13 protein-coding genes are annotated in these 12,465 nt (G+C 56.9%); 9 read left to right on the forward strand and 4 right to left on the reverse strand.

The annotated features are described in order from the left end of the window. Positions 1–72: 72 nt before the first annotated feature. Complete coding sequence (gene mutS, locus IF654_RS06030) at positions 73–2,652, reverse strand: DNA mismatch repair protein MutS (protein WP_047274125.1); 2,580 nt, start codon at positions 2,650–2,652, stop codon at positions 73–75. A 192-nt stretch (positions 2,653–2,844) separates the two neighbouring features. Between mutS and IF654_RS06035 the strand changes: the two genes are divergently transcribed. From IF654_RS06035 to recX, 5 genes are all read left to right on the forward strand, one after another. Next, positions 2,845–3,555, forward strand: coding sequence for an XRE family transcriptional regulator (locus IF654_RS06035; RefSeq protein WP_194862668.1), 711 nt, complete (start codon positions 2,845–2,847; stop codon positions 3,553–3,555). A 272-nt stretch (positions 3,556–3,827) separates the two neighbouring features. Beyond that, the gene (locus tag IF654_RS06040; protein ID WP_047274129.1) at positions 3,828–4,142 is read left to right on the forward strand and encodes a phage holin family protein; all 315 of its coding nucleotides are present in this window, start codon (positions 3,828–3,830) and stop codon (positions 4,140–4,142) included. 111 nt (positions 4,143–4,253) lie between these two features. Next, on the forward strand, positions 4,254–4,754 hold the full coding sequence (locus IF654_RS06045; protein WP_194862880.1) for a CinA family protein: 501 nt from the start codon (positions 4,254–4,256) through the stop codon (positions 4,752–4,754). 83 nt (positions 4,755–4,837) lie between these two features. Further along, positions 4,838–5,956, forward strand: coding sequence for a recombinase RecA (gene recA, locus IF654_RS06050; protein ID WP_047278651.1), 1,119 nt, complete (start codon positions 4,838–4,840; stop codon positions 5,954–5,956). A gap of 7 nt (positions 5,957–5,963) precedes the next feature. Then, positions 5,964–6,431 carry a recombination regulator RecX gene (gene recX, locus IF654_RS06055; RefSeq protein ID WP_047274135.1) on the forward strand — a complete coding sequence of 156 codons (468 nt, stop codon included), beginning with the start codon at positions 5,964–5,966 and terminating at the stop codon, positions 6,429–6,431. A gap of 97 nt (positions 6,432–6,528) precedes the next feature. Here the strand turns inward: recX and IF654_RS06060 are convergent, their stop codons facing one another. Both IF654_RS06060 and IF654_RS06065 read right to left on the reverse strand, forming a co-directional pair. After that, entirely contained in the window at positions 6,529–7,629 is a 1,101-nt protein-coding gene (locus IF654_RS06060; protein WP_194862667.1) for an LOG family protein, read from the reverse strand. 206 nt (positions 7,630–7,835) lie between these two features. Further along, positions 7,836–8,246 carry a PA3611 family quorum-sensing-regulated virulence factor gene (locus IF654_RS06065; protein ID WP_047278646.1) on the reverse strand — a complete coding sequence of 137 codons (411 nt, stop codon included), beginning with the start codon at positions 8,244–8,246 and terminating at the stop codon, positions 7,836–7,838. 227 nt (positions 8,247–8,473) lie between these two features. Between IF654_RS06065 and IF654_RS06070 the strand changes: the two genes are divergently transcribed. From IF654_RS06070 to IF654_RS06080, 3 genes are all read left to right on the forward strand, one after another. Beyond that, complete coding sequence (locus IF654_RS06070) at positions 8,474–9,226, forward strand: tRNA-uridine aminocarboxypropyltransferase (RefSeq protein ID WP_047279228.1); 753 nt, start codon at positions 8,474–8,476, stop codon at positions 9,224–9,226. Between the two features lie 295 nt (positions 9,227–9,521). Continuing rightward, positions 9,522–10,172, forward strand: coding sequence for a response regulator transcription factor ErdR (erdR, locus tag IF654_RS06075; protein WP_047274141.1), 651 nt, complete (start codon positions 9,522–9,524; stop codon positions 10,170–10,172). A 73-nt stretch (positions 10,173–10,245) separates the two neighbouring features. Continuing rightward, on the forward strand, positions 10,246–10,608 hold the full coding sequence (locus IF654_RS06080) for a diacylglycerol kinase (protein WP_047274143.1): 363 nt from the start codon (positions 10,246–10,248) through the stop codon (positions 10,606–10,608). On the opposite strand, the gene IF654_RS06085 is transcribed toward IF654_RS06080, so the two are convergent. Continuing rightward, positions 10,605–11,531, reverse strand: coding sequence for a LysR family transcriptional regulator (locus IF654_RS06085; protein WP_194862666.1), 927 nt, complete (start codon positions 11,529–11,531; stop codon positions 10,605–10,607). The two genes, IF654_RS06080 and IF654_RS06085, sit on opposite strands and share 4 nt — an antisense overlap. A 117-nt stretch (positions 11,532–11,648) precedes the next feature. On the opposite strand from IF654_RS06085, the gene fpr reads away from it, so the two are divergent. Further along, the gene (gene fpr, locus IF654_RS06090; RefSeq protein WP_047274148.1) at positions 11,649–12,428 is read left to right on the forward strand and encodes a ferredoxin-NADP reductase; all 780 of its coding nucleotides are present in this window, start codon (positions 11,649–11,651) and stop codon (positions 12,426–12,428) included. Positions 12,429–12,465: the final 37 nt, after the last annotated feature.

Raw genomic sequence — 12,465 nt, forward strand, 5'->3', positions numbered from 1 at the left:
TCGGGAGTGGTATCTATTGACCAGGCTAAAAGGCCATTAGCATCCCGAACCGCGCGCGATTCTATCGCATGGTTAGATGCGTGTCTTTAATGTGTAGAGCAAATCAAGGGCTTTGCGTGGCGTCAGGTCGTCAAGATCCAGCTTGGCCAGGTCGTCCAGCACCGGATGCGCAAGGCTAGCAAACATATCGCTTTGCTGGGGCGCTGATTGTTTGCCTGGGGCCGGTGCAGGCACTTCATGGGGCAGGCTGGTGGTTTCGAGTCGGCTTAAATGTTCGCGAGCACGAGTGATGACATTCGCCGGAACCCCCGCCAGTTGGGCCACCGCAAGCCCGTAGCTTTGACTCGCAGGGCCAGGCAATACGTGGTGCAGGAAGACAATGCGCTCGTTGTGTTCGGTCGCGCTCAAATGCACGTTGGCCACCAGTGGTTCGCTCTCTGGTAGCACGGTCAATTCGAAATAGTGGGTAGCGAACAGCGTATAGGCACGCAATTGAGCGAGACGTTCTGCCGCAGCCCATGCCAACGACAAACCGTCAAACGTGCTGGTACCACGGCCCACTTCGTCCATCAACACCAGGCTGCGCTCTGTCGCGTTGTGCAGAATGTTGGCGGTTTCGCTCATTTCCACCATAAAGGTAGAGCGCCCGCCAGCCAGGTCATCGCTGGAGCCGATACGCGTGAAAATCCTGTCGACCAACGACAGTTCGCAACTGGCGGCCGGGACAAAACTGCCGATGTGCGCCAAGAGCACAATCAGGGCGGTTTGCCGCATGTAAGTGGATTTACCACCCATGTTCGGGCCGGTAATCACCAGCATGCGGGTGTTGTCATCCAGCGCCAGATCGTTGGCCACGAAAGGGGTGGTCAGCACTTGCTCCACCACCGGATGACGACCTTGTTGAATGCGCATGCACGGTTCTTCAACGAACCGCGGGCAATTGAGGTCGAGGTTTAAAGCGCGTTCGGCCAGATTACTCAGTACGTCCAGTTCGGCCAGTGCGGCGGCCGTGTCTTGCAGCGGCGGCAATTCACCGATCAGGGTTTCAAGCAGCGCTTCGTAAAGCATTTTCTCGCGGGCCAGGGCACGGCTCTTGGCGGACAGGGCCTTGTCTTCAAAGGCTTTGAGCTCGGGGGTGATAAACCGCTCGGCACCTTTGAGGGTCTGGCGACGGATGTAGTCCGCAGGCGCCTGTTCTGCTTGTTTGCTTGGCAGCTCGATGAAATAGCCATGTACCCGGTTGTACCCGACCTTGAGATTGGCCAGCCCGGTACGGGCTTTTTCACGGGCTTCCAGGTCAATCAGGAACTGACCCGCGTTCTCGCTCAAGGCTTGCAGTTCATCCAGCTCGGCGTCATAGCCGGTTTTCAGCACGCCGCCGTCACGAATCACCGCAGGCGGGTTATCAATAATCGCTCTGTCCAGCAACGCAGCCAGTTCGGGATAGGTGCTGGTGGTGGCCGCCAACTGCTGCAAGTGCGGCGCGTGCAAATCGAGCATGGCGTCTTGCAGTTCAGGCAGTGCGGCCAGTGCGTCACGAAGGCGTGCCAAATCGCGGGGCCTTGCGTTGCGCAGGCCGATACGCGCCAGAATGCGCTCCAGATCGCCGATTTCTTTGAGCTGGGGCTGCAAGCGCTCGAAGCGATAGCCGTCCAGCAGGCAGGTAATCGAGGTCTGGCGTGACAGCAGTACCGGTAAATCGCGCAATGGACGATTCAGCCATCGGGTCAGCAAGCGGCTGCCCATGGACGTTTGGCAGCGATCCACTACCGACTGCAGCGTGTTGTCGCGCCCGCCCGCCAGGTTGGTATCCAGCTCAAGATTGCGACGGCTGGCGCCATCGAGCACCACCGTGTCGTCCAGGCGCTCGTGGCGCAGGCTACGCAAGTGGGGCAGGGCGGTGCGTTGGGTTTCCTTGGCGTAACTGAGCAAACAACCGGCTGCACCAATGGCCAATGTCAGGTTTTCACAGCCAAAACCTTTAAGGTCTTGGGTAGAAAACTGCTGGCACAGGCTTTTCAAGGCTGAATCGCGCTCAAAGTCCCACGGTGCACGACGACGCACGCCACGGCGTTTCTCGGCGGGCAGGCCTTGAGGCCAATCGTCGGGGATCATCAGCTCAACCGGATTGATACGCTCCAGTTCAGCCAGCAGGTTTTCCCAGCCCTTGATTTCCAATACCGAGAAATTGCCGCTGGTGATGTCCAGAACGGCCAGACCAAACAAACGTTCATCGCCAAGAACGGCGGCAATCAGGTTGTCGCGGCGCTCATCCAGCAGCGCTTCATCACTGACGGTGCCTGGCGTGATAATCCGCACCACTTGACGCTCAACCGGTCCTTTACTGGTGGCCGGGTCGCCAACCTGCTCGCAGATCACCACCGACTCGCCCAGCTTCACCAGCTTGGCCAGATAACCTTCGGCCGCATGATAAGGAATGCCACACATGGGAATCGCCTGTCCTGCCGACTGTCCACGTGCCGTGAGGGTGATGTCTAGCAACTTGGCGGCCTTCTTCGCGTCTTCGTAGAAGATCTCGTAAAAGTCGCCCATGCGATAGAACATCAACTGATCAGGGTGCTGGTTTTTCAGGCGCCAGTACTGCTGCATCATCGGTGTGTGGGAAGACAGGTCGGAAGTATTTTTACTCATCAGGGCTTAGGCGGATTCATTTATAAAAGAGGAGTGAAAAGCGGGTGCCGTGCACAGCTTTATGGCAATGGGCGCAAGGTTAACATGCCAGCGCCTTGCATCTACAGGCATGCTCGGCTCAGTCCGGCGTGTTGCTATATAGAGAAGAATTAGGATTTGCCAACGGGGCGCTTGCCCAGCAATATTCCGCGCATGCCTAAACGTACTGTTTCAACCGTCCTTAAAGCGTTGCTCGAACGGCACCACATCAGTGCCATGGCGTTGCATCGCCTGACCGGTGTCCCGCAATCCACGCTGTCCAGAATTTTGAGTGGCAAGATTGCCGAGCCCTCTGACCGCCATCTTTCAAAAATAGCCGTGTATTTCAATATCAGTACTGACCGCCTGCGTGGGCGTGAGGACCCCGAGCCGCGGCATCCGGAGCTGCGTGATATTTGCCTGTGGGATGACGATACGCCCGTGGCCGATGACGAGGTGTCGATCCCGTTCTTGCGTCAGGTTGAGCTGGCGGCAGGTTCCGGGCGTTTTGCCATTGAGGAAAGTGAGCGAGCCAAGCTGCGTTTTGGCAAGCGCAGCCTGCGGCACAACGGTGTGCAGTTCGATCAGGCGAAATGTGTAACGGTACGTGGTGACAGCATGCTGCCGGTCCTGCGTGACGGCGCAACAGTCGGGGTCAATGCCGGTAAACGTTCACTGGATGATGTTGTGGACGGCGATCTGTATGCAATCAACCACAACGGCGAGCTTCGGGTAAAACAGCTGTATCGCCTGGCGACTGGACTGCGTTTGCGCAGTTTTAACCACGACGAGTATCCAGACGAGGATTACCTCTATGCCGACCTTGAGGATGAGCAACTGGTGATTCTCGGCCATGTGTTCTGGTGGGGCATGTACGCCCGCTAAGACGCTTCTCCCCCCTAAAGCCTGCCCACAGCAGGCTTTTTTCGCACCTGAAAAGAAATGTCCTGCCCGGCTTGCGATTACAGCTGACACTCATAAGCGAAGGAAAGAATATGCATCAGTGCATTGACTGTATATTCATACAGGCATAATCTTGGTTTTATGGCTGCAGAGGTCGACCTTACGCAAGGATGTGGTGCGAGAGGAGCGTCAAGTGTTCAGCCTATAAGTCAGACATTGACGCTTTTCGATAAGGACTCAGGAGTGATGAAGCGATGAATGATCCGCAAGTTTTGTTGGATATGCCGGTGTTGCTGGTCGTCCTTCTGGCATTGGTGGGCGGTATTTTTGGTGAAATGTGGCGGGCCGACAAAGAGGGCGCGAGCGGATGGCCGCTGGTGCGCCGGCTGGCGCTGCGTTCTGGCGCTTGCATGGTGTGCGGGGTCTCGACGTTCATGCTGCTTTACGCGGCCGGCATGTCGGTCTGGGCCGCGGGCGCCTTGGGGTGTTTGACGGCACTGGCGGGTGCAGATGCTGCCATCAGCCTGTATCAACGTTGGGCTGCAAAGCGTTTGGGGGTTGACGGTTAGCCCTTTTGGGCTGACGAGCGCTCACCGCCTGAGGTTATGCCCGGCCCGTGGCGACCCGAATGTGGGTCGTGTAGCTTAGTGGCCCGAGTGAGCGCTTTAAAGGAGTCGATCGTGGATGAATTAACTCAGCTTGCGGCTGAACTTGGGCGGCAATTGCAGGTTCTTAATGCGCAGGTCACGACCGCCGAGTCATGCACCGGTGGCGCAATATCAGAAGCCATCACCCGTATCGCAGGCTGTTCGGCCTGGTTTGAAGCGGGGTTTGTTACCTATTCCAATCAGCAGAAAACCAGGCAGTTGCAAGTACCGGAGCCATTGTTCGCCCAGGTCGGCGCTGTCAGCCGTGAAGTGGTAGAGGCCATGGCCCGCGGCGCACAAGCGCAGAGCGGGGCACGTTTTTCAGTTGCGGTCAGCGGTGTGGCAGGGCCCGGCGGAGGTTCTGCGGCCAAGCCGGTGGGCACGGTCTGGCTGGCCTGGGGGGTTGGCAGCGAGGTTTCTGCCGAGTGCAGGCATTTCCCGGGGGACCGCGACGAGGTCCGTCGGCAAACAGTCAAAGCGGCTCTGGAAGGCTTAATACGCCGAACGGTAAGAGAAATAAAAAATCAGGGGTAGGCGATCCTGAAACCCTGTGGAATAATACTGGCTACTTATACAGTTATCGGCCGCCAGGCCTTATTGATTACGAGAGGACTTTAATGGACGACAACAAGAAGAAAGCCTTGGCTGCGGCCTTGGGTCAGATCGAACGTCAATTCGGCAAAGGCGCCGTCATGCTGATGGGCGATCAGGAGCGCCAGGCCATCCCGGCTATTTCTACCGGTTCGCTGGGCCTGGACATCGCGCTGGGCATTGGCGGTCTGCCAAAGGGCCGCATTGTTGAAATCTACGGTCCAGAGTCTTCCGGTAAAACCACACTGACCCTGTCCGTTATCGCGCAAGCCCAAAAAGCGGGCGCCACCTGCGCATTCGTCGACGCTGAACATGCGCTGGACCCTGAATACGCTGCCAAGCTTGGCGTGAATGTTGATGACCTGCTGGTTTCCCAGCCTGACACCGGCGAACAGGCACTGGAAATCACCGACATGCTGGTGCGTTCCAATGCGGTTGACGTGATCATCATTGACTCCGTGGCAGCCCTGACGCCTAAAGCGGAAATTGAAGGCGACATGGGTGATACCCACGTGGGTCTGCAAGCTCGCTTGATGTCGCAAGCCTTGCGCAAAATTACTGGCAACATCAAAAACGCCAACTGCCTGGTGATCTTCATCAACCAGATCCGTATGAAAATCGGCGTGATGTTCGGTAGCCCGGAAACCACTACCGGTGGTAACGCCCTGAAGTTCTACGCTTCGGTTCGACTGGACATCCGTCGTACCGGTGCAGTGAAAGAAGGCGACGTCGTAGTCGGCAGCGAAACCCGGGTCAAAGTCGTCAAAAACAAAGTGGCACCTCCCTTCCGCCAGGCAGAATTCCAGATTCTGTACGGCAAGGGCATTTACCTCAATGGCGAGATGATCGAGCTGGGCGTATTGCACGGTTTCGTTGAAAAAGCCGGTGCCTGGTACAGCTATCAGGGCAGCAAAATCGGTCAGGGCAAGGCCAACTCGGCCAAGTTCCTCGATGAGAACCCGGACATCAAGGCCGCCCTTGAAAAGCAGCTGCGTGACAAGCTGTTGGGCCCTAAGACTGAAAGCGAACTGGCTGAAATGAAAGTCATGCCAAAAATGAGCAAGGCGGCCAAGCAAGCGGCGGCTGAGCAGGAAGCTGCCGAAATGGAGCTTGAAAACACCGGTTCGGACGACGACAGCAACTGATTGAGCCATGACAGCTGTTCTGGAAGACCTCACCGCCATCCGGCGATCCGCAATGGACCTGCTCGCGCGCCGCGAGCATGGTCGAGTCGAGCTGACGCGCAAATTGCGTCAGCGCGGTGCTTGCCCTGAGATGATCGACATCGCCCTCGACCGTTTAACGGAAGAGGGGCTGTTGTCAGAGTCGCGTTACCTCGAAAGCTATATCCGCTATCGCGCCCGTTCCGGTTACGGCCCTTTGCGTATTCGTGAAGAGCTCAACCAGCGTGGCTTGGCGCGGGGGGATATTGAGCAAGCATTGCGTGAGTCTGACATCAACTGGCAAGAGCAGTTGAAAGAGGCGTGGCAGCGAAAGTTTTCCGGGTGCATGCCAGAAGATCCCAAAGAGCGCGCCCGTCAGGGGCGTTTCTTGAGCTATCGCGGCTATTCGCTTGAAATGATCGGTCGACTGCTGAGTGGCCGAGAGTTTGATGATTAATACGCCTATCACAACGCTTGGCAGCAACAGCAGATAACAGCTGTTGCTGCCAAGCGTTGCGAGGTACGCCAAGCCCTTCGTGTTCCAATGCACCCCATTAAGTGCAGGTTGTGCCCATCTCTGGGTTACAGCTCGCCCCCGATTGTTCAGCCCAGTTGCGCGGCAGGTTTATAAAATCAACCAGTTCACGCAGGCGGCCTTGATTGCGACCACTGAAAGCAAAGCTTAAGCGAGTCAAATGACTGAAGCCGGGCTCATCGTCGATGTGCTGATGGAAGCCATCGCTCAGGCAAATGTCTGCGAACGCTTGTTGAACCTGATGTAACGCCTCCTCATTGAGTGGGCGTTTCATGCGCACGGCAAAGAGTTTGTTCAGCCAGCGGGTCGAGTGGAAGTTGTTATAGAACTGGTTAATCTCGGCCACGGCTTCTTCGGGGCTGTGAACCAGCCGCATCAGCTTGAGGTCGTTGGGCAAGATGTAATGATTGGCTTCAAGGTGGTTGTGAACAAAGTCCAGCGCGCTTTGCCAGAATGTTCCGCCCGGCATGTCCAGCAACACCACCGGTACCAACGGCGTCTTACCCGTCTGAATCAGGGTCAGCACCTCCAGCACTTCATCCAGCGTACCGAACCCTCCAGGGCACATGACCAGCCCGTCGGCCTCTTTGATGAAGAACAGTTTGCGGGTGAAGAAGAAGTGAAACGCCAGCAGGTTGGGGGTGCCAAGAATGGTGGGGTTGGCGCGCTGTTCGAAAGGCAGGGTGATGTTGAAACCCAGGCTGTGATCAGCCCCAGCGCCTTCGTGCGCGGCTGCCATGATGCCAGCACCGCCGCCCGTGATGACCATGAAATCTGATTGCGCAAGCGTGGCGCCCACTTCTCGGGCTAATGCATAGAGAGGATCTTCGATGGGGGTTCGCGCAGAACCAAATACTGTCACTTTGCGACGGCCCCGGAACTGCTCCAGTACCCGGAACGTCTTTTCCAGTTCGCGTATGGCTTGCAGTGTGATTTTGGCATTCCAGCGATCAAGGTCGTCGTGGGCCATGCGCAACACGGTCATCAGCATTTCGCGGTAGAGCGGGCGGTTAGGGCTGTCGGGTGCTATCAACTGCAGTTGAGCGTCTACTTGCGCCGCAATATCAAGGCTCAAGTGCTCAGGTTCAAAAGGCAGGGATTCATGGGGTTGGTCAGGCATGTACGTCTCCTTCAGCACAACATCCTTTGGGCGCTGCGAATGAGACAGCGCAGACACACCGTGTCAAAAGTGATGGCCTGATGATGGTCTTGCACCGCCAAGGCTGGCAACCGCTAATTACTTGAAGCACATGAAGAATCGTAAAACGTGCAGAGACCGTTCACGCCGCATCGGTATGCGGCGTGCAGGCCTTGAGGGCTAAACCGTTATTTCTTGCGCTGGCAGTTGTCGGCGCCGATGTCCTGAACCAGCACAGGCTTGTTGGTTTTATATTCCCGGATGTTAAAGCGCATGGTTGCGCCTTTGGCCATCAGCTTGCGGAAGTTTGGATTGCTGCAAACACTGCGACCCAGCTGGGGGATGGCCGCTTCTGGTGCGGAGCGCATCTGGGCGGCTAGGTTCGGACTCGCTTCCAGGTTATTGACCAGTACCGTGCCTTCAACAGTAAAGCCTTTGTCCAGCAAGTCGGCGTTGATTGCCCGTGGTTTGCCTTCGTTGCTTTTGTCAGCAACTTTGAGCAGGGTTTTGTTCAGGTTGAATTCTGCAAGAGAGGCCGCTTGTGCGCCTAAAGGCAGTGCGAGCAATAGAGCAACGGTCGGAATGATATAGCGCAGCATGAAACTCTCCTGATTCAGTGACGCAGGCTTTGACCCGCCACAGGTCTATGCGTTCAGTGGCGCGGGAGTATAGGTCAGCCTGCGCTGTCAGGAAATGCCTCACGTCACGGGCGCCGCCGTCAGGGCGTGGCCTCTGTTAGACTGCGCGCCTTTATTCAGTGAATCGACTCCTGCGCCCATCCGAGGCGAGCGGGCGATCTGCCCCTTAAGTAAAAAACATGACCCTGATGACTTTTTCCCCGAATGCAGTCGCCCGTTTACGAGACGAGCGAGAAGAGGAAAGCACTAAACCCTACCTGTCCCGCGGCTCACGCGCGCCCCGTTGCCACACCTGCCGGGTGATCGCGAGTCATTGCTTGTGTCGCTGGCGACCGCAGGTCAGCACGCGGGCGGGCGTGTGCCTGATCATGACCAAAAAGGAAGTGTTCAAGCCAAGTAATACCGGGTGGTTGATTGCGGATGTGGTGAGTGACAACTACGCCTTCATTTGGTCGCGTACCGAAACCGATCCGGGCTTGCTGGCGTTGCTGTCCGACCCGCAATGGCAACCGTATCTGGTGTTTCCGGGTGAATATGTCGAGCCTGAGCGTGTGACCCATAGCGTTGAACTCGACAGTGCCAAGCGTCCGCTGTTTATCCTGCTGGACGCAACCTGGACGGAGGCGCGCAAGATCTTTCGCAAAAGCCCCTACTTTGATCGGTTGCCCATTCTGAGCCTGTTGCCCGAGCGTTTGTCGCGCTATCGACTTCGCCGCTCTACCCGCAGCGAGCATTTATGCACCGCAGAAGTCGCGAGCCTGTGCCTGGATCTGGCCGGCGATACCCAGGCTTCTACTGCGCTGGACGCCTACTTCGATGTGTTCAGCCAGCACTACCTCGATGCCCGCAATCAGTTGCCGATCAACGAAAGCAGCGCAGCGCACCGTGAGCTGGACGTTTTCTGTAAAAGACCTTCGCCAGAATCGCTCTCAATAGACTAAAGAAGTAGCGCTACAATTTTCAGCAATGACAGGGTGTGTCAAAGAGTCGCGGCCTTGCAGGTGTGCTGGATGTCAGGCAGGGCTCAAAGGCGACGTCTGTTTTATCCTTGACCCTCTTGCATTCGCTGGGCATGCTTGGCGCCGATTCGGGCGCTGCTGCCGTTCAAACCCCTATTTTTCGCGACGTTTAGCGTAAAACGCGCCCTTTGACGCACGGTGTCGACACTGTTGCTCAAGTTGCCTTAGCGGGTACTGCAATGCGTCAGTACTCGCCTGAAACGGGATCATTTAAAAAATGGCCACATACGAAATCCTGATTGCCGACGACCATCCTCTGTTCCGCAGCGCCTTGCATCAGGCGGTGACATTGGGGCTGGGACCAGATGTTCGTCTGGTAGAGGTCGCCAGTATTGCCGAGCTGGAAAAACAGCTGGCCATCAAGGCGGATTGGGATCTGGTGCTGCTCGATTTGAACATGCCGGGCGCTTACGGGTTTTCCGGGTTGGTACTGTTACGCGGGCAATATCCGCAAATTCCGGTGGTCATGGTCTCTGCCCAGGAAGAGGCTTCGGTGATGGTGCGGTCCCGAGAGTTCGGCGCCAGCGGGTTTATTCCAAAATCCAGCTCTTTGGAGCAGATTCAAACGGCCGTGCGCGCCGTGCTCGATGGCGATGTGTCGTGGCCGCCACAGGCGTTCGAACAGGTTCAAGTATCTGCCGAAGCCAAAGCGGCCAGCGAAGGTCTGGCCAGTTTGACGCCGCAGCAGTTTCGGGTGCTGACCATGGTCTGTGAAGGGCTGTTGAACAAGCAGATCGCCTATGAGCTGAGCGTGTCGGAAGCGACCATCAAGGCCCACGTGACGGCGATTTTCCGCAAGTTGGGCGTGCGTACGCGCACACAGGCTGCGCTGCTTCTGCAACAACTGGAGTCAATTTCGAGCCATTAATCGGCCGCTCTTCACGCTTTTTTGACGAAGCGTGATCTAGCGTCCCTTTCTCATTTCTTACGCAGTTACTTATATGTCGCCTTTTAAAGGGAAAACCGGTTTTAAACGGATTTTGAACGCTGGCGGCTATTCGCTGGATGGCCTGCGTGCGGCCTTCACCGGCGAAGCGGCGTTTCGTCAGTTGGTGTTGCTCAACGTGGTACTGATCCCGTTGACGTTTTTCCTGAGTGTCAGTCGGGTAGAGCGTGCGTTACTCATCGCGGTGTGCCTGTTGGCCCTGATTGTCGAGTTGATTAACTCGGCCATCGAAGCCGCGATCGACCGTATCTCCCTGGACCTGCACCCGTTGTCGAAAAACGCCAAAGACATGGGCAGCGCCGCGCAATTTGTGGTGCTGACCCTGATTGCAGTGGTGTGGGCGGTGATCCTGCTTTAAGCGATATTGGGCAGTACGATTTCGTCGCTGCGGTGTACCCCGGCGGTGAAGGCGCGGCACAGGTCCAAAAACTCGCGCATGGCGGAGGTCTGGTACTTCTTTTTATGCCAGATGAAATAAAACTGCCGCGCAAGGTCCAGCTCGGGGGTTTCAACCGCAACCAGACTGCCGCGTCGAAAGGCGTCGCGCAGCGCCAGGCGGGAGATGCAGCCAATCCCCAGCCCTGATTCAACGGCGCGCTTGATCGCTTCGGTGTGCTCCAGTTCAAGCCGGATGTTGAGCGCGCTTTGATGATGGCGCATGGCCTGATCGAAAGTGAGGCGTGTGCCGGATCCTTGCTCGCGCAGGATCCAGGCTTCGCGGGTCAACTCTTGCAGAGTGGCGTGACCTCGCGCTGCCAGCGGATGCTGTGGTGCGCAAAACACCACCAGCTCATCCTCCACCCAGCTCTGCACTTCGATGTCCGGATGGCTACAGTCGCCTTCAATTAGACCCAGATCAATTTCATAGTGGGTCACTTGCTGCACGATATGCGCTGTGTTTTGAACGACCAGTTTTACTTGGCTCTCGGGGTGAGCTTGCATGAAGCTGCCAATCAGCAGCGTGGCCAGGTAGTTACCGATGGTCAGGGTTGCACCCACGGTGAGTGAGCCAAAACCGGATTTGCCATTGAGCAAGTCTTCGATTTCTTTGGCCTGGTCCAGAAGCGCGACCGCCTGTGGCAGCAATTGGCGTCCCAAGGCATTGAGACTAAGGCGCTTGCCGGCACGGTCAAACAGTTGGCAACTGGTCTGGCGTTCCAGTTCGGTAATCGACGTGCTGGCGGCGGACTGGGAAAGGGCCAACAAGCCAGCAGCGCGTGACACGCTCTCTTGTTGGGCGACGGTGACGAACACTTGGAGTTGTCTGAGAGTAAATCGCATATCGATATAACCGATAACCCTTATCTTGATAATTCAGTTAACAGATATTGTCCTCGCCATTAGAATGCTATGCAATCGCGCCCATAGTCAGCGCAGGCGAAATTAGGAGCCCCGTAGATGAGCAACATGAACCACGAACGTGTCCTCAGTGTTCACCACTGGAACGACACCCTGTTCAGCTTCAAGTGCACCCGCGACCCGGGCCTGCGCTTTGAGAACGGTCAGTTCGTGATGATCGGCCTGATGCAACCCAACGGCCGTCCGCTTATGCGCGCCTATTCGATCGCCAGCCCCAACTGGGAAGAGCATCTGGAGTTCTTCAGCATCAAGGTGCCGGATGGCCCGCTGACGTCCCAGTTGCAACACTTGAAGGAAGGCGATGAGATCATCATCAGCAAAAAACCTACGGGTACGCTGGTGCTGGACGACTTGAAGCCGGGCAAGCACCTGTACCTGCTGAGCACCGGCACAGGCCTTGCGCCCTTCATGAGCGTGATTCAAGACCCGGAAACCTACGAGCGTTTCGACAAGGTCATTCTGTGCCACGGCGTGCGCTATGTGAACGAAGTCGCTTACCGCGAATTCATCACCGAGCACCTGCCACAGAACGAGTTTTTCGGTGATGCGGTACGCGAGAAGTTGATCTACTACCCGACGGTTACCCGCGAGCCGTTTGAAAATCAGGGTCGTCTGACCGACCTGATGCGCAGTGGCAAGTTGTTCAGCGATATCGGCCTGCCGCCGATCAACCCGCAGGACGACCGCGCCATGCTGTGCGGCAGCCCAAGCATGCTGGACGAAACCAGTGAAGTGCTCAACAGCTTCGGCCTGACCGTTTCGCCGCGCATGCGCGAGCCGGGTGACTACCTGATCGAGCGCGCCTTCGTCGAGAAGTAACCGCGTCGTTCAACAAAAAGCCCGCGGGGTCCAAGGA

The organism is Pseudomonas lundensis (assembly GCF_015377145.2).
GTDB lineage: Bacteria > Pseudomonadota > Gammaproteobacteria > Pseudomonadales > Pseudomonadaceae > Aquipseudomonas > Aquipseudomonas lundensis.